Here is a 15,829-nt window from a genome sequence, read left to right on the forward strand (position 1 = left end):
CACGCCGCCACGGTCGGCCGGACGGGTCACCGCCGGGTCGGCCGGGGAGGTGGCGGTGTGGCGTCCGGCGGCGGTGGCGGTGTGGCGCCCGGCGGTGGCGGTGGCACGTCGGTCGGGCTCGTTGCGGGCGTCGCCGTGCTGCCGGTGGTCATGCCGAGGCTCTGCGCCAGGTCCCGCAGCGCGTCCTCGTGCGACTGGATGACCGGCAGCGACTGCTTGGCGACCCGCTTCGCGCGCGAGTCGGAGGAGCGGCTGGAAAGCTCCATCTCCGCCGACTGGCGCAACCGCAGGTGCTCCTCCTGTTGGGTGAGCACGAACTGCGCGTTGAACTCCGTACCCTCGGCGCCGCGCAACTTGTCGAGCGCGGCCTGCTGGGTCTCGGTCGGCGCGCCCGGCAGCGACACGCGCAGCCGCGACGCCGCCGTGCCCAGCTTCCGATCGAGGTCGCCGTGGTCGCCGACCAGCCGGATCCCGAAGTCCCGGATCGGCATGTTGGTCGCCTTCTGCTCCGCGAGCTTGCCGGCTTCGATCACCGCCAGGTGCCCCTGGTGCGCGGCGCGCAGGAACTGCCGGTCCTGCTCCGGCACGCCGTGCGGCGCGGCGGCCGCCGGCGTGGCCGTGCCGGGCAGCAGGGCGAGCGCCGCCAGGACGGCGCCGAACCCGGAAAGGGCTAGCCGAGACATCCGCGTCCCCCTGTGACTCGTCGGGGTGCGCGCTTACCCGACCCGCCGGCGGCTATGCCGGGCCGACCCGCCGTCAGGCCCGGTGTTTCTCCTCACGTCGGCTGCTCCGTTGCCGATCGGGTGCGTAATGAGCCCAAAGGAGGGTGCGAGATGCGGCGGCTGTTGAACGTGGGAATCTTCGTCAAGCTGGCGGTCGTGGCGGGGGTGGCCATCGCCGGCCTGCTGGCCATGGGGGCGGCCCGGCTCGCCGAGGTCGCACCGATGGAGTTGGAGTCGCGGAAGGCGAAGGTCCGGGCGCTGGTGGAGAGCGCCACCTCGGTGATCGCCGGCTACCACGCGGCCACCCAGAACGGCACGATGACGACGGAGCAGGCGCAACGCGCGGCGTTGACCGCGCTCAAGGCGATGCGGTACGGCGCCGACGACTACTTCTTCGTCAACGACATGCACCCGGTGATGGTCATGCACCCCATGAAGCCGGAGCTCGACGGCAAGGACCTCTCCACCAACGCCGATCCCAACGGCAAGCTGCTCTTCGTGGAGTTCGTGAAGGTGGTCCGCGCCGAGGGGGCGGGCTTCGTGGACTACCAGTGGCCGAAACCCGGACACGACGCCCCGGTGGACAAGCTCACGTACGTCGCCGGCTTCGAGCCGTGGGGCTGGGTCGTCGGCACGGGCATCTACATCGACGACATGCATGCCGCGATCGCCGCGCACGAGCGCGACGTGATGGTGCAGACCGGTGCCATCATGCTCGGCGTGGCCGTGGTGCTGGTGCTCGTCGGCCTGAGCATCACCCGCCCGGTGCGCTCGTTGACCCTGGCCACCCGGCGGCTCGCCGACGGCCAGCTCGACGTGGCGCTGCCGTCGCCCGGTCGCGGCGAGCTCGGCCGGATGAGCGCCGCGCTGGGCGTACTGCGCGACGGACTCGCCGAGCGGCAGGCGCTGGCCGAGGAGCGCGACCGCATGCGCGCCCAGGCCGAGGCGGAGAAGCGCCGGGCCGCCGACGACGTCGCCGACCGGTTGGAGGCCACGGTCGACACCGTGGCGGGCCGGCTGAAGGAGGCGGTCGAGGCGATGCAGCGCGGCGCGGCCGAGCTCGGCGACACCACCGGGCAGCTGGTCGGCACCGTACGCGAGATTTCGCACCTGGCCGGCGAGTCCTCCGACGTGGCGGGCCGCGCCGCCGCCGAGGCGACCGACGCCAGCGGCACGGTGAACGGGCTGACCACCGCCGCCGACACGATCGGCGGGGTGGTCGAGGTGATCCGCAAGGTCGCCGCCCAGACGAACCTGTTGGCGCTGAACGCCACCATCGAGGCGGCCCGTGCCGGCGAGATCGGCAAGGGTTTCGCGGTGGTGGCCGGCGAGGTGAAGGAGCTCGCCCAGCAGAGTTCGCGGGCCACCGACGAGATCGCCCGGGAGATCGAGTCGATCCAGAGCACCTCGCAGGAGGCGGCGCGGGTCATGGACCGGATGGCGGACACCGTGGAGCGGCTCGGCAGCAGCACCCGGGAGGTCGCGGCCGCGATCGCCGGTGGCGACAGCGAGGGCGCGAGCGTGCGGGGCTCCGCCGAGGCGACGGGGCAGGTGGCGCACCGGATCCAGCAGCTCTCCGGCGAGCTGTCCGCGGAGGCCGACCGGCTGCGCGGCGACTTCGGCGTGCTGCTCAGTCAGCTCCGGCAGGGCTAGCGCGGTGGCGGTGGCCGGCGCGGCGAGCGCCGACCACCGCCGTCGTGGCGTCAGAAGACCGGCACGCCCTCGCGGACCAGCTTCCAGTTCGGCACGTAGAAGTCGGCCGGGTCGATGGCGCCCCTGGCCTGCGCCCAGTCGATGAGCAGCTGGCGGATCTCCTGCTGCTCGTTGTACACCTGCGTCTTCACGATGCCGGGGAACGCCCCGCCGCCGCTGCGCCGGTAGTTGTTCACCGCGACGACGAACTGCGCGGTGTCACCGACCGGCGCCCCGGTGTCCGGGTGCACCAGCCGGGTGATGCGCTGCCCGACCGGCTTGCTGATGTCGATGTCGTAGTCGAGCCCGGAGATGATGTCGTAGTTGTAGTCCGGCACGGCCGGGTCGCTGATCTGCGCCGGGTCGATCGGGGCGCCGGGGCCGAAGGTCCGGAAGTACTTCGCGGAGTACTCCAGGTACGCCTTCACTTCCGCGCCGCTGAGCACGACGGCCTCGAGGGTGTTGTCGAAGACGTACAGCCCGGCCACGTCGCGGATCTTCACCTCGCCGGCCGGGAAAACCGCGGTACGGCTGAACGGCGCGGCGACCGACAGCACCGGCAGCTTCGCGTACTGCGTGCCGGCCAGCGCGGCGGTGACCGTGTCGGTCTGCACCTTGTTGATGAAGTCGAGGATCGGCGTGTCCTTGTAGCGGGACTCCGCCGCGGACAGCTCCACCGTCGACGTCGCCACCACCTGGTTGACGTAGGCGACCGTCTTGGCGTGCTGCGCCCGCACCGCGGCCAGCACGGCCGGGTCCTCGACCACCGTGTTGGTGTTCAGCATCGACGCCCGCTTGCTGGTGATCTTCCAGCGGCCGTTCTCCCGCGCCAGCGTGAAGTCCATCCGGCTCAGCCGCTGGCCCCACTTCGACGGCTCGGTGAGCAGCACCTTGTCGCCGGTCGTGGTGTTGGTGACGAACTTCTCCACGATCTCCGCGTGGGCGTGGCCCATCAGGATCGCGTCGATCCCCGGCACGCGCTCGGCGATGAGCGCCGACGGGTTCTCGTTGGGCAGTTCCGGGCCGTAGCTGGAGGTCCCGCTGTCGCCGCCGTGCGCGGAGACCAGCACGATGTCGGCGCCGAGACGCCGCATCACCGGCACCCACCTGGCCGCCGTCGAGACCATGTCCTCGAAGCGGAGCTTGCCCTCGACGTTGCCCTTGTCCCAGATCGCGACGCCGGGGTTGGTCAGGCCGAGGATGCCGACCCGCAGCGTCGGCGCCCCCTTGCCGAGCGACACCTTCTTCACGACGAACGGCAGGAAGGCCGGGCGCCCGCTGGTCGCGTTGACGGCGTTGGCGGCCAGCGCCGGGAAACCGAGCTGCCGGATCCACAGGTTCAGCAGCGGCAGCCCGTAGTTGAATTCGTGGTTGCCCAGCGTCACGGCGTCGTAGTCGATGACGTTCATGGCCCGCGCCACCGGGTGCTTCTCCCCGGTGGTCGTGATCGGCTCCTGCTTGGCGTAGTAGGTCGCCAGCGGCGTGCCCTGGATGGTGTCGCCGGCGTCCAGCACCAGGGTCGCCCTGCCGCGCCGCTCGGCACGGATCTGGTTGACCAGCGTCGCCAGCTTCGCGATGCCGACATCGTTCTGCCGGCTGTCGTCGTACTCGGCGTCCTTGTAGTAGTCCCAGTTGTAGACGTTGCCGTGCGTGTCGGAAGTACCGAGCACGGTCAGGTCGTAGGTCTTCGGCTGGGCCGGCGCGTGAGCCCGCGCCGGGGCGGCGGCAACCAGAGGCGCGGCCGCGGCGGCAGCGGCGACGGCGAGGACCTGGCGCCGAGACGGGCCGGGGGGAGGTGTCATGACGAGCCTTTCCTTGAGGTCGTGTGCGCCTCGTGAGCGACGAGCGCACCATAGCGGTCCGTCCCGCGCCGCCGGGAGATCACCTCGCGGTGTCACAGCTGCATCACGATATGCAGCTGGGTCGCTTCGCCGCGAGCTGGCCTGGCCCGTGGTGGGGTTCTCGCCGCGCAAGGCGGCGCTGACCGTCCATCTCATGGACGGCTTCGCCGGTCACGAGCGGCGCTCGCCCGGCCGGGCCCGCACTCCACCGGCAGGTCGTGCCGCTACCTCACGCGCCTCGACAAGGTCGATCTCGGCGTGCTGGAGGAGCTGATCGCGGCGTCGCTCGCTCGCCGCGCAGCCGTGGCCTTCCGGCGATCGCCGGGCGAATTGTCTAATTTAGGCGGACAAGCGCCTTCCGCGTCGACGGAAATTTGTCATCCGGACGGGGTGGATCACCCAAGAATCCCGCACCAGGCTGTCTGGGGCGAATGTCTAAATGTCGTCTATACGTAGCGTATCTATGAAATGACGCTAAGCGATCATAGGCTGTGTTCGGGACTAAGCGGGAGAAATTCGATGCGCGGCTCTGCGTCGACCTCTTCCGCTGCCGTTGCCACCTCAGGAGTTAACGACCGAAGGGGGGTGACGCAATGGAGAAGCCCGAACCATCCGAATCCACGCGGTGGCAGAACGGGAACACCACGATCTATGCGTTGGCGGCCCTGCTCGGGGGACTCGCCGCCCTGATCACGGCGGTGAACGGTTGCGTGCCGACGTGATGGGGTGCGGCGGAACGCCGGCCCTCGGCTTCGGAGCCGACCGGGGGCGAGGGTTGGGCGCGCGCCGGTCGGCGGTGAACGTGAATGGCGGCAATGCCGGCCGAATAACGCATCCGCGGCACAGTGTGGATGCATCTGTTGTCGCTATAAGGACAACAGATGCACCCGCACCCACGATCGGGTCTCCGATCATCGGTGATGGCGGTCCGTTCAGGTGGCGTGCGTCGATGCGTCGGTGAGGCCGGAGCGATGATCTGGTGACGGGAAAGAGCGACCCGCTCGCCGTGCGTGATCAGATCGGCGGATGTGGGCGCGCTGTTCCCATCGACAGAATTCCGCAAATGAAGTATCCCGATGCCCAGGACCCTTGGCGGGGCCGGCAACCGGTCCCGCCCGCCCCCGCGGCGCCGTCGTACCCCGCTCCGCCGACGCCCACCGGCGGCTGGTGGAAGCGAATCCCCCCGGTACCGCGGGCGCTGCTGCTGCTCGCCGTGCCGCTGGTGCTCTGCTGCTGTGGCGGCTTCACCGCGATCGGCGTGTTCGGCGACGACCCCGCCGCGGAGTCGAAGGCTGATCCCTCCACAGTGGTCAGCGATTCCGCTCGGCTCGTCGACTCCACTCCCACCGCCACCCCGTCGCCGAGCGGGTCGCCGACCCGCGCCCGGGCCGCCACCCCGACCCCGGCCGCCACCACGACGTCGGCGGCGCCCCGCAGGACCACCAGCTCCCCGCGATCGGTCTACTACCGCAACTGCGACGCGGTGCGCGCGGCCGGGAAGGCGCCGCTGCGCCGGGGCGCGCCGGGCTACCGCGCCGGCCTGGACCGCGACGGCGACGGGGTCGCCTGCGAGCCGGATTCGGGGAACCGGCCGGCCGGCGGCGGCTCCACCGACAGCGTCCAGTACCGGAACTGCGCGGCGGTCCGGGCGGCCGGTGCCGCCCCCATTCGCCGCGGCGATCCGGGCTACGGCTCCCACCTCGATCGCGACGGCGACGGCGTCGGCTGCGAGTGACGCTAACGGCCCTCGCCGCCGGGTCTGTACCCGGCAGGCGAGGGCCGTGCCAGCGGTCCCCCGATCGTCGTCCTACCGCTGTGCCACCTGCTGGGCGCGGCGTAGCGCCGCCGCCCGGGACCCCGCGAGCCGGTTCAGCTCCGCGCGTTGCGCCTCCGGCAGCAGCTCCGCGTGCCGGCGCAGCAGCGACTCGAAGGTGTTCGGCACCGCCACCTCGGCGGCGGCCAGGCCGAGCGTGCGCGCGGACAGGGTCAGTGCCTTCTTCGGCATGCTGTTCCCTTTCGGTAGGGGCGGCGACCACCGATGGGGACGGATCGCCGGGCGCCGGACGGAAGGTCCGCGGGTGTCCACCGCCGAGTCTCGACGGCGGCGACTGCCGAATCCCTGCCGAATCCTTAACGCGCTGTTCGGCCGCGTGGGCCGTCGGGGCGGAACCCTGATGACTGACAGATGTACATGTATTACTTTCAGCTTCGTTGCTGGAGCGGGTTGTTGACGGTGCGGTGCCGCCGAAGCGGCGTGGCGGCACCAGGCCTCGACGGCGCGCCGGAAACGGGGTGTTCATGGAGATTCGGGTACTGGGGCCCGTCGAGGTGTGGGCGGCGGGGCGGCAGGTGGAGATCGGGCCACCGCGCCAGCGCGCCGTGCTGGCCGCGATCGCGGTCGACGTCGGCCGGCCGGTCCTCGTCGACGATCTGGTCGATCGGATCTGGGGCGAGCACCCGCCGCAGCGCGCCCGGCACGCCCTGTACGTCTACATCGCCCGGCTCCGCCAGGCCCTGGCCGAGTCCGGCGGCCGTCTCGTGCGCCGGTCCGGCGGGTACCTGCTCGACGCCGACGCCGACCTCGTCGACCTCCACCGGTTCCGTTCGCTGCTGGCCGCCGCCCACGACCCGCGCCGTACGGACACCGACCGGTCCTCGCTGTCGCGGCGCGCCCTGACACTGTGGCGTGGCACACCGCTGGGTGACATCGGCGGCGACTGGGCGGACCGCAGCCGCGAGGGCTGGCGGCAGCTGCGCCTCGACGCGGCGGTGACCTGGGCGCAGGCGGAGCTGCGGTTGGGCAACGCGGCAGCGGTGGTCGGCCCGCTGACCCAGTTGATCGACGAGTACCCGCTGGCCGAGCCGCTCGCCGTGGCGCTGATGCGGGCGTTGTACGCCAGCGGCAACGCCGCTCAGGCGCTGGAACACTACGCCGTGACCCGGCAGTCGCTGGTCGAGCAGCTCGGCGCCGACCCCGGACCGGAGCTGCGGGACGTGCACGCCATGATCCTGCGCGGGGGTGCGGCGGATCCGGCGCGCACGCCCCCGGCGGTGCCGACCGGCCCGGAGGCGCCCGCGCTGCTGCCGCCGGACGTACCGGGCTTCGCCGGTCGGGACCGCGAGCTGGCGCTTCTCGACGAGGTCCTGGCCGGGGCGGGGGAGTACCCGACCGCGCTGCCGATCGTGGCGCTCTCCGGCACCGCGGGCGTCGGCAAGACCACGCTCGCCGTGCACTGGGCGCACCGGGTCGCCGAGCGCTTCCCGGACGGGCAGCTCTACGTCAACCTGCGGGGGTTCGATCCGAGCGGCACGCCGCTGCCGCCGGCGGAAGCGGTGCGGGGATTCCTGGAGGCGTTGGCGGTGCCGCCCGACCGGGTCCCGGCCGGCCAGGAGGCGCGGGTGGGCCTCTACCGCAGTCTGCTCGCCGGCAGACGCGTCCTGGTCATCCTGGACAACGCCCGCGACGCCGAGCAGGTGCGTCCGCTGCTCCCCGGCGCCCCGGGATGCCTGGTGGTGGTGACCAGCCGTGACCAGCTCACCGGCCTGGTCGCGGTCGAGGGGGCCCGCCCGATCGCCCTGCAGCTGCTCAGCGCGACCGAATCGCGGCAGCTGCTCGTCCGCCGGCTCGGCGCGCGGTGCGCGGTCACCGAACCGGACGCCCTCGACGAGGTGATCACCCACTGCGCCCGGCTGCCGCTGGCGCTGGCCGTGGTGGCCGCGCGCGCCGCCACCCAGCCGCTGCTGCCGTTGAGTGGGCTCGCCCGCGAGCTGCGCGACGCCGCCGGCGGCCTCGACGCCTTCGACGGCGGGGATGCGAGCTGTGACGTCCGGAGCGTCTTCTCCTGGTCGTACCGGTCGCTGAGCCCGCGCGCCGCCCAGCTGTTCCGGCTGCTGGGGCTGCACCCCGGCGCGGAGATCGCGGTACCGGCGGCCGCCAGCCTCGTCGGCGTGCCCGTGCCCGAGGTCGTCCCGGTCCTGGCCGAACTCACCCGCGCGCACCTCGTCAGCGCCTGCGCCGTCGGCCGGTACACCCTGCACGACCTGCTCCGCGCGTACGCGGCCGAACTCACCGTCGCGACCGACACCGCCGTCGCGCGGCACGCCGCGCTGCACCGGGTGCTCGATCATTACCTGCACACCGCGTACGGCGCCGCCCGGCTGCTGGAACCGCACCGGGAACCGATCACCCTGTGCCCGCCGCGGCCCGGCGTCGTCACCGTGCCGATCACCGACCCCGGTGCCGCGCTGGCCTGGTTCGCGACCGAACACGGTGCGCTGACAGACGCCGTCGCGCGGGCGGCCGACGCCGATCTCGCCACCCACACCTGGCAGCTGGCCTGGAGCATCACCTCCTACTCGAACCGCCGCGGCCACTGGCACGACCAGGCCGTCGTGCACCGCGTCGCGCTCGACGCCGTCTGCCGCACCGGCGACCTCGTCGGCCAGGCCAGCTCGCACCGCGGCCTCGCCCGGGCGATATTCCGGCTCGGACGGCACGAGGACGCCGAGACGCATCTGCGGCGGGCGGTCGTGCTCGCCGAACAGCTCGGCGACCTGCCCGGTCACGCGCGTGCACACCACGGCCTCGCCATCGTGCTGGAGCACCGCCGGGCGTACGCCGAGGCGTTGCGGCACGCCGAGAAGGCGCTCGCCCTGTACGTCGCCGCCGGGCACGGCAACGGGGAGGCGGAGGCGCTCAACGGGGTGGGCTGGTGCCACGCGCTGCTCGGCGACTACCGGCGCAGCCTCGCCTGCGCGCAACGGGCGCTTCCGCTGCTGCGGAAGTTCGGCGACCGGCACGCCGAGGGCTCCGCATGGGACACCGTCGGGTACGCGTACGCCCACCTCGGCCGGCACAGGCGGGCCATCGCGTGTTACGAGCGCGCGCTGCGGCTGTTCCGCGAGGTGGGGGAGCGGTTCCTCGAAGCGGAGACGCTCACGAACCTCGGAGACGTCCACCAGCTGGCCGGCGATCTCGACGGGGCGTGCCGGGCCTGGCACGACGCGCTGACGATCCTGGACCAGCTCGGCCACGCCAACGCGGCGCAGGTGCGGGCGAAGCTCGACGGCACGCCGACGGGCGGCGGCGCACTGCGCCTGTCGGCCGTGTGATCGCCGGCCGCGCGGCGCCGTCGACGACGAGGCGTCCAGGTCAGCGGCGCCACACGATGGTCGGCGTGTACCGCACGTTGCCGGCGTGGTCGTAGGCGCGCACCTGGACGTACATGGTCCGTGGCTGCCTGGCCGTGTTGACCGGCAGGTAGTAGCTGGCCGTCGTGTCGCGGGCGACGACTCTGCCGTTGACGATCAGCTCGACGCGGTTGACCCCGTGGGTGTCCTTCGCGGCCACGCTCACACCGACCGTTCCGCGCACCGTCGATCTGTTCTGCGGCGCCCTCGTCACCGACACGTACGGGGCGACGTTGTCCGCGGTGATGTCGCGGAGCTGGGAGGTGACGTTGCCGAGCCGGTCGGTCACCTTCCAGACCAGCCTCTGGGGACCGCTGCGGCCGTGGGTATCGACGTCGACGGTGTACGGGGCGGTGGTGTCGCCGCCGACGCGGACACCGTTGACGTACAGGTCGACACGGGCGATCCCGTTCGGGTGGGAGGCCGTCACCCTCGACGGGACAACGGCCCGGACCGTGGCGTTCCGCGCCGGCGTCACCGCGGTGATCGTCGCGGTCCTGCGGAACGGGTTGTCCCGTTCGGGCCAGGGCGAGCCGGTGGTGTTGAGAAGTGGCTCGAGCGCGCGGTACCACTGGTAGGCCATCTTCTGGTAGCCCCACGTCCCGGGATGGAGGGGGTCGACGAGATCGCCGGGGAGGCTGCCCACCATCGACTGGTCGACCATCGAGACCAACGGTCCCCTGGCCGCGACGATCGCCGGAATCGCCGCGTTGAAGTCAGCGATCTTTCGGGCGAGGGCCGCCGTCGGAGTTTGCGTGATCGTCGCGACCACCACGCGGCACCCGGGGTGGGCGGCGCGGATCCGGTCGATGAGCGTCGACAGCCGCTGCGGCGCGTTCGCGATGTCGACGTTGCGGCCGAGGTCGTTCGTGCCGATCTGCAGCATGACGATGTCCGGCCGGTACGTCGCGATCCACTCGTCGATCCGCGCGGCGATCTGGTCGATCTCCCACCCCGAGTGGCCCTCGTTGTCGGTGTCCGGTCCCGAACCCCGCTTGACGGAGCCGACGAAGTCGACGTTGATGCCGACGCCCGTCAGCCGGTCGTACAGGTCGTTGCGGTAGCCGTTCGGCGCCGTGGGGGCCCAGCCCCAGGTGATCGAGTCACCCAGCGGCATGAGCCGCACGCGGGGCGGCGGAGTCGGCGTGACACCGCCGGTCCCCGGGGTCGTGGTGTCACCGGGTGCCGCCGTGGCGGTGGAGGGTGCGCCGGTCAGCAGCGCGGTGGTGGCGGCGACGGCGACGACGGTGCCCCGGGCCAGGGATGCCGCTCTCGCAGCGACCTCACCAATCGCCGCCCGCGCCTCGGCGATGTCTGTGCGGGATGCCACGCCGCCGCTATCGGGCGTGGACGCGCCGACGTGAGGAGATCCTCCGATGCTCCTCCGGGCCGTCTTCACGCCGCCGAGGCCTCGTCGCCGGGTGACCCTCGTGGATTGTCTGAACTGTTCACCTTGTGTGATTCGCGACCGATGTGATGTGCGACACGACCGAAAGGAACGTTCGCGTGAGTAGCACCTCAACCTCTGACGCGGCTCCGCTGGGCCGCAGCCGGCGGACCCTGACGGTACGCACGAAGATCATGACGGTGGTCGCCGTCGGGGGCGTCGCCGCGCTGACGGTCGGCGTCGTCGGCATCGGCGCGGCCCAGCAGGAGAAGCAGGCATCCGAGCGGGCCGCGCGGCTGACCACGCTGATGCAGCAGGTCGCGGACATCAAGTACTACAACTCCGATGTCAGCGGCTGGCAGACGGCGTACGCGTGGGACGCGGCGCTCGCCGGTGGGCCGGTGGCGGTGCAGCCGGACCGCGACAACCGCAAGGGCTACCTGGCGCAGGCGGACGGCCTGCGCAACCTGCTCAAGACCGTCGACACCGGGGCGATGACGGCGGAGGAGCGGCGGCTGTACGAGGAGATCGTGACGCTGTGGGACGAGTTCTTCGTCCTCGACGACAAGGCCGTCGCGCTCTACCGGAAGGGCACGGCGGCCGACGCGCAGGCGGCCGACAAGATGATCATGGGCGAGGTGTACGCGGTCTACTTCAAGGTCCTCGAGCGGACCGAGGCGCTGGTGACCTCCGTCAAGACCCGCAGCACCCGCGCGAGCGAGCAGGCGCAGGCGCAGGCCACGACGGCCACCCTGCTGATCGGCGGGACCGTCGCGGTGGGTCTGGTCGGCGCGCTCGCGCTCGGCCTGCTGGTCGCCCAGCGCATGGTGGGCCGCATCCGCCGGGTCGCCACGGCGATGGAGGCCGCCGCGGGCGGCGACCTGACCCAGCAGGTCACCGACGACTCGACCGACGAGATCGGACGGATGTCCCGGTCGTTGAACCGGTTCGTCGCCGCCACCCGCGATGCCGTCACCGGGATAACCCAGCACGCCACCGGGCTGCGCGCCGCCTCCGGCGAGCTCTCCGGCGTCTCCACCGCGATCGCCACGGGGGCGGAGGAGTCCGCCGCCCAGGCGAGCACCGTCGCGGCGGCGGCCGAGCAGGTGTCCCGGAACGTGCAGACCGTGGCCACCGGCTCCGAGGAGATGGGAGCCTCGATCCGCGAGATCGCACAGAACTCGACCGAGGCGGCGCGGGTCGCCGCGGAGGCGGTCACGGCGGCGAAGGCCGCCAACGACCTGGTGGGCAAGCTCGGCGACTCGTCGGCGGAGATCGGCAACGTGGTGAAGGTGATCACCTCGATCGCCGAGCAGACCAACCTGCTCGCCCTGAACGCCACGATCGAGGCGGCGCGCGCGGGGGAGATGGGCAAGGGCTTCGCCGTGGTGGCCGGCGAGGTGAAGGAGCTGGCCCAGGAGACGGCGCGGGCGACCGGGGACATCTCGGGGCGGGTCGCGGCGATCCAGGCCGATACGGCCGCGGCGGTCACCGCGATCGGCGAGATCTCCACCGTGATCGCCCGGATCAACGACTTCCAGGTGACGATCGCCTCCGCCGTCGAGGAGCAGACCGCCACGACCCAGGAGATGAACCGCAGCGTCAGCGAGGCCGCCAGCGGGTCCGGGGACATCGCGGCGAACGTCGCGGGGGTGGCCACGGCCGCCGCCGCGGCGACCGCGCAGGTGACCCAGGCGCAGGGTGCCGTACAGCGGTTGTCGGCGATGGCCGAGGAGCTCTCCGACCTGGTGACCCGCTTCCGCGTCTGACTCCGAGCTATGGCTCCGACGGCCACCCCCGGCGCCGTCCGCCGACGGGGTGCAGCCGCACCCCGTCGGCGTTCCGCTGCTGACCGGTCTGCCATGCTGGGCCGATGACGGCGACATGGCGCGAACTGCCCGCGCCGGCGCGCGAGATCGCGCTGGCGGCGTCCGAGGCCGTGGCCGCCGTCCAGCGGCGCGATCCCGAGGAGTACGACGACGCGGTCGCGACCCTCGCCGCCGCCAACGGGGCCGGTCTGATCCTCGGCGCCGTGGTTCGGCTGCTGCTGGAGCAGACCCACCCGGACGGGCTCGACGGCGACGACATCCGGACGGTGCTCGCCCGCGCCGTGCGTGGCGCGGCCGAGTGGCAGCCGACCGTGGACCCCCACGTGATGCTGGTCCTGCTTGCCGGTGCGTTGGGCGTGTACGACCCGGACGACGACGAAACCCCGCCCGACCGGGGTGAGCTGGCCCGGCACGCGCCGCTGCTCGTCGCGGACCTCCTCACCGGCAGCGGGCGGCCGCTGGCCGATTATCTGACCGCCGCGTTCGCCGAGGTCGAGCGGACCGAGCGGCACGACTGAGCGCGGCGGGCGGCCGTGCGTTGCGGATGGTGAGCACGAACCCCAGGGCGCGGACAATCGCCCGCGGGTCCCATAGCGCTGAGTTGATCTCATCGCTACAGTCGTGGCAACCAGAGCGGTAACCGACGGGCTTCCGGCTTCCGGATATGCCCCCCATCCGCACGATCACTTCGTGCTGCCCGGGGGCAACTCTCGATGTCGGCGTTTCGCACGTCCGCGGACGGCCTGCTGCGACTGGCCACCGTAGGCACCCTCGCGGACAGGGTCGCGGAGCAGGTGTGGATGAGCGGGCACGGCGTGAGCCCGGCCGAACGCCGGGCATGGTCGCGCAGCCTGGCGGTACTGGGGCAGGATCTCGCCGACGCGGGCCTTGATCAGGTCGAGGTGCTGGTCGAATACCAGCTGCCGTTGACGAGCAAGCGGATCGACGTGGTCCTCGCCGGCGTCGACCCGAAGACCGGCGACGACTCGTACGTCGTGGTGGAGCTCAAGCAGTGGTCGTACGCGACGTCGTACGAGGGTTCGGACACCCTGGTCGCGGTGGAGCACGCCGCGGGGCCGCGACTGCACCCCGGCGTCCAGGTCGGTGACTACTGCGACTACCTCACCGATTTTCTCGGTGTCCTCGCCGACCGCCGTACCCCGGTGCGCGGCGCGGCCTACCTGCACAACGCGGTCGACCGGGACGTGACCGACCTGTTCGCGCGGCGCCCGACCGAGCAGAGCCGGTTGTTCACGAAGCAGCGGCGCGGGCAGTTTCTCGACTACCTGCGTACACATCTGGCGCCCGCGCCCGGCGCGGCCGCCGCCGACCGGTTCCTCACCAGCTCGGTGCGGCCCAGTCGCCACCTGCTCACGTACGCGGCGAAGGAACTGAAGGAGCGCTCGCACTTCACGCTGCTGGACGAGCAGCACCTGGCGTACGAACTGGTTTTGCACGCGGTGGAGCGCGCGCGGTCGGCGGACCGCAAGAGTGTCGTGGTCGTGGCCGGCGGACCCGGCAGCGGAAAGAGCGTCATCGCGCTGTCGGTCCTCGGCGAGTTGGCGCGGCAGCAGCGGTCGGTCATGCACGCGACCGGCTCGCGCTCGTTCACGCAGACTCTGCGCCGCTATGCCGGGCGGGGTTCCACCCGGCTGCAGAATCTGTTCAAGTACTTCAACAGCTTCATGACCGCCGAGCGCAACGGCTTCGACGTGCTGCTCTGCGACGAGGCGCATCGCATCCGGGAGACCTCGGTCAACCGGTACACCCCGAAGGCGAAGCGGGACGTCGCCCGGCCGCAGATCGACGAGCTGATCGCCGCGGCCCGGGTGCCGGTCTTCCTGCTGGACGAGCACCAGGTGGTCAAGCCGGGCGAGCTGGGCAGCGTCGACGTGATTTCCGGGTACGCGCGGCGGCTCGGCCTGGACGTCGAGGTGGTCTCGCTGCATGACCAGTTCCGGTGCGGCGGCAGCGAGGAGTACGAGCGGTGGGTGCTGCACCTGCTCGGGCTCGACGGCGGCGAGCCGTACCCGTGGGAGGGCGACGGGCGGTTCGACCTGCGGCTGGCCGAGTCACCGGAGCAGCTGGAGGCGTTCCTGGCGGCCAAGCAGGCGCGCGGAGAGACCGCCCGGATCTCCGCCGGCTACTGCTGGCCGTGGAGCGATCCCCGCCCAGACGACTCGCTCGTTCCCGACGTCCAGATCGGCACCTGGGCCCGTCCATGGAACGTGAAGAGCGACCGCAGCGTCGGTGACGCCCCTGGCAGCGCCTACTGGGCGACCGACCCGAACGGCTTCGGTCAGGTGGGCTGCGTCTACACGGCGCAGGGATTCGAGTACGAGTGGTCGGGCGTGATCCTCGGCCCGGACCTCGTGGCGCGGAACGGACGATTGGTGACGCAGCGCAGCGAATCAAAGGACCCGGCGTTCAAGAGCCGCAAAGCGCTCAGCGACGAGGAGGCCGACCGGCTCATCCGCAACACGTACAAGGTGCTGATGACGCGCGGCATGCGCGGCACGATGCTCTACGCGACGGACGCGGAGACGCGGGACTACCTGAGGAAGCTCGTGCGTGTGCGGCGCGGCCCGGAGACCGTGTACGAGCCGGTGGCGCCCGGCGTCCATCAGCGAGTGTGAGGAAACCCGTTCAACCGGCCGCTCGTTCGTCCGTCCGCGACGTTGACGTGGCGCTCAGCCGACGAGCGTACGGTCCTTGAGGGCTGCGACGAATGTCGTGAAGCGTCCTGGTGCGAAGACCAGGACGGGACCGTTGCGATCCTTGCTGTCCCGTACGGCTACCGCCGCGTCGAGGTCCGCCACCTCGACGCACGCGCCGTTCGCGTTGCTCCGCGTGCTCTTCCGCCAGTTGGCGCGAGAGAGGTCCACGTCGCTCCTCCTTCCGTCTACGCCAGGTCTCTGGCCACAGCGGCGATGAGCTCTCCCTCAGTCGTTGAACGAGCCGTGCTTGATGCCGCCGATGAACGTCGACCACTCCGGGGCGGCGAAGATGAGAAGGCCGCCCGTCAGGTTCTTCGAGTCGCGGACGCCGATACCGCCGGCAAGCTCCGCTACCTCCACACAGTTCCCCGAGCCGTTGCTGCGTGTGCTCTTCCGCCAGGTCGCGCGGGCCGTGTCAGGGCACTCCACCGGCCTCTCCTTCACCCATGGA

Annotated in this window: 13 protein-coding genes; 7 read left to right on the plus strand and 6 right to left on the minus strand. The window is 71.8% G+C overall.

What is annotated here, in order from left to right; all coding sequences use genetic code 11:
- Window positions 1-26: 26 nt before the first annotated feature.
- Complete coding sequence (locus BLW47_RS13460; RefSeq protein ID WP_091556199.1) at window positions 27-683, minus strand: DUF4142 domain-containing protein; 657 nt, start codon at window positions 681-683, stop codon at window positions 27-29.
- Window positions 684-833: 150 nt separating this feature from the next.
- Here BLW47_RS13460 and BLW47_RS13465 point away from each other — a divergent pair, with 150 nt between their 5' ends.
- On the plus strand, window positions 834-2,375 hold the full coding sequence (locus tag BLW47_RS13465) for a cache domain-containing protein (protein ID WP_175543622.1): 1,542 nt from the start codon (window positions 834-836) through the stop codon (window positions 2,373-2,375).
- A gap of 50 nt (window positions 2,376-2,425) precedes the next feature.
- Here BLW47_RS13465 and BLW47_RS13470 read toward each other — a convergent pair whose 3' ends face one another.
- The gene (locus BLW47_RS13470) at window positions 2,426-4,216 is read right to left on the minus strand and encodes a bifunctional metallophosphatase/5'-nucleotidase (RefSeq protein ID WP_091556202.1); all 1,791 of its coding nucleotides are present in this window, start codon (window positions 4,214-4,216) and stop codon (window positions 2,426-2,428) included.
- Window positions 4,217-4,848: 632 nt separating this feature from the next.
- On the opposite strand from BLW47_RS13470, the gene BLW47_RS25800 reads away from it, so the two are divergent.
- Together BLW47_RS25800 and BLW47_RS13475 are read left to right on the plus strand one after the other, a co-directional pair.
- Window positions 4,849-4,977, plus strand: a complete 129-nt coding sequence (locus BLW47_RS25800; RefSeq protein WP_281247264.1) for a hypothetical protein — start codon at window positions 4,849-4,851, stop codon at window positions 4,975-4,977.
- A 341-nt stretch (window positions 4,978-5,318) separates the two neighbouring features.
- Entirely contained in the window at window positions 5,319-5,990 is a 672-nt protein-coding gene (locus tag BLW47_RS13475; RefSeq protein ID WP_091556204.1) for an excalibur calcium-binding domain-containing protein, read from the plus strand.
- A 72-nt stretch (window positions 5,991-6,062) separates the two neighbouring features.
- Here the strand turns inward: BLW47_RS13475 and BLW47_RS13480 are convergent, their stop codons facing one another.
- Window positions 6,063-6,260 (minus strand): hypothetical protein, encoded by a 198-nt coding sequence (locus BLW47_RS13480; RefSeq protein ID WP_091556206.1) that lies wholly within the window; start codon window positions 6,258-6,260, stop codon window positions 6,063-6,065.
- 293 nt (window positions 6,261-6,553) lie between these two features.
- Between BLW47_RS13480 and BLW47_RS13485 the strand changes: the two genes are divergently transcribed.
- The gene (locus BLW47_RS13485; RefSeq protein WP_091556762.1) at window positions 6,554-9,367 is read left to right on the plus strand and encodes an AfsR/SARP family transcriptional regulator; all 2,814 of its coding nucleotides are present in this window, start codon (window positions 6,554-6,556) and stop codon (window positions 9,365-9,367) included.
- Window positions 9,368-9,407: 40 nt separating this feature from the next.
- Here the strand turns inward: BLW47_RS13485 and BLW47_RS13490 are convergent, their stop codons facing one another.
- A complete protein-coding gene (locus BLW47_RS13490) occupies window positions 9,408-10,775 on the minus strand; it encodes a GDSL-type esterase/lipase family protein (protein WP_091556208.1) in 1,368 nt (455 codons plus the stop codon).
- A gap of 176 nt (window positions 10,776-10,951) precedes the next feature.
- Between BLW47_RS13490 and BLW47_RS13495 the strand changes: the two genes are divergently transcribed.
- The 3 genes from BLW47_RS13495 (at window position 10,952) to BLW47_RS13505 (ending at window position 15,297) form a co-directional block, all read left to right on the plus strand.
- On the plus strand, window positions 10,952-12,601 hold the full coding sequence (locus BLW47_RS13495) for a methyl-accepting chemotaxis protein (RefSeq protein WP_217634846.1): 1,650 nt from the start codon (window positions 10,952-10,954) through the stop codon (window positions 12,599-12,601).
- 104 nt (window positions 12,602-12,705) lie between these two features.
- Entirely contained in the window at window positions 12,706-13,179 is a 474-nt protein-coding gene (locus tag BLW47_RS13500) for a hypothetical protein (RefSeq protein ID WP_091556212.1), read from the plus strand.
- A 195-nt stretch (window positions 13,180-13,374) separates the two neighbouring features.
- Window positions 13,375-15,297, plus strand: coding sequence for a DUF2075 domain-containing protein (locus BLW47_RS13505; protein WP_091556214.1), 1,923 nt, complete (start codon window positions 13,375-13,377; stop codon window positions 15,295-15,297).
- 54 nt (window positions 15,298-15,351) lie between these two features.
- Here the strand turns inward: BLW47_RS13505 and BLW47_RS13510 are convergent, their stop codons facing one another.
- Window positions 15,352-15,546 carry a DUF397 domain-containing protein gene (locus BLW47_RS13510; RefSeq protein ID WP_091556216.1) on the minus strand — a complete coding sequence of 65 codons (195 nt, stop codon included), beginning with the start codon at window positions 15,544-15,546 and terminating at the stop codon, window positions 15,352-15,354.
- Between the two features lie 57 nt (window positions 15,547-15,603).
- Complete coding sequence (locus tag BLW47_RS13515; RefSeq protein ID WP_245736621.1) at window positions 15,604-15,807, minus strand: DUF397 domain-containing protein; 204 nt, start codon at window positions 15,805-15,807, stop codon at window positions 15,604-15,606.
- Window positions 15,808-15,829 lie beyond the last annotated feature (22 nt).

It is taken from the genome of Micromonospora pattaloongensis, from assembly GCF_900107255.1.
GTDB classification, from domain to species: domain Bacteria; phylum Actinomycetota; class Actinomycetes; order Mycobacteriales; family Micromonosporaceae; genus Micromonospora_I; species Micromonospora_I pattaloongensis.

What these genes read in the sequence shown, in the direction of transcription:
- BLW47_RS13460 (WP_091556199.1), bottom strand. Translation starts at nt 683, where the DNA reads ATGTCTCGGCTAGCCCTTTCCGGGTTCGGCGCCGTCCTGGCGGCGCTC.
- BLW47_RS13465 (WP_175543622.1), top strand. Translation starts at nt 834, where the DNA reads ATGCGGCGGCTGTTGAACGTGGGAATCTTCGTCAAGCTGGCGGTCGTG.
- BLW47_RS13470 (WP_091556202.1), bottom strand. Translation starts at nt 4,216, where the DNA reads ATGACACCTCCCCCCGGCCCGTCTCGGCGCCAGGTCCTCGCCGTCGCC.
- BLW47_RS25800 (WP_281247264.1), top strand. Translation starts at nt 4,849, where the DNA reads ATGGAGAAGCCCGAACCATCCGAATCCACGCGGTGGCAGAACGGGAAC.
- BLW47_RS13475 (WP_091556204.1), top strand. Translation starts at nt 5,319, where the DNA reads ATGAAGTATCCCGATGCCCAGGACCCTTGGCGGGGCCGGCAACCGGTC.
- BLW47_RS13480 (WP_091556206.1), bottom strand. Translation starts at nt 6,260, where the DNA reads ATGCCGAAGAAGGCACTGACCCTGTCCGCGCGCACGCTCGGCCTGGCC.
- BLW47_RS13485 (WP_091556762.1), top strand. Translation starts at nt 6,554, where the DNA reads ATGGAGATTCGGGTACTGGGGCCCGTCGAGGTGTGGGCGGCGGGGCGG.
- BLW47_RS13500 (WP_091556212.1), top strand. Translation starts at nt 12,706, where the DNA reads ATGACGGCGACATGGCGCGAACTGCCCGCGCCGGCGCGCGAGATCGCG.
- BLW47_RS13505 (WP_091556214.1), top strand. Translation starts at nt 13,375, where the DNA reads ATGTCGGCGTTTCGCACGTCCGCGGACGGCCTGCTGCGACTGGCCACC.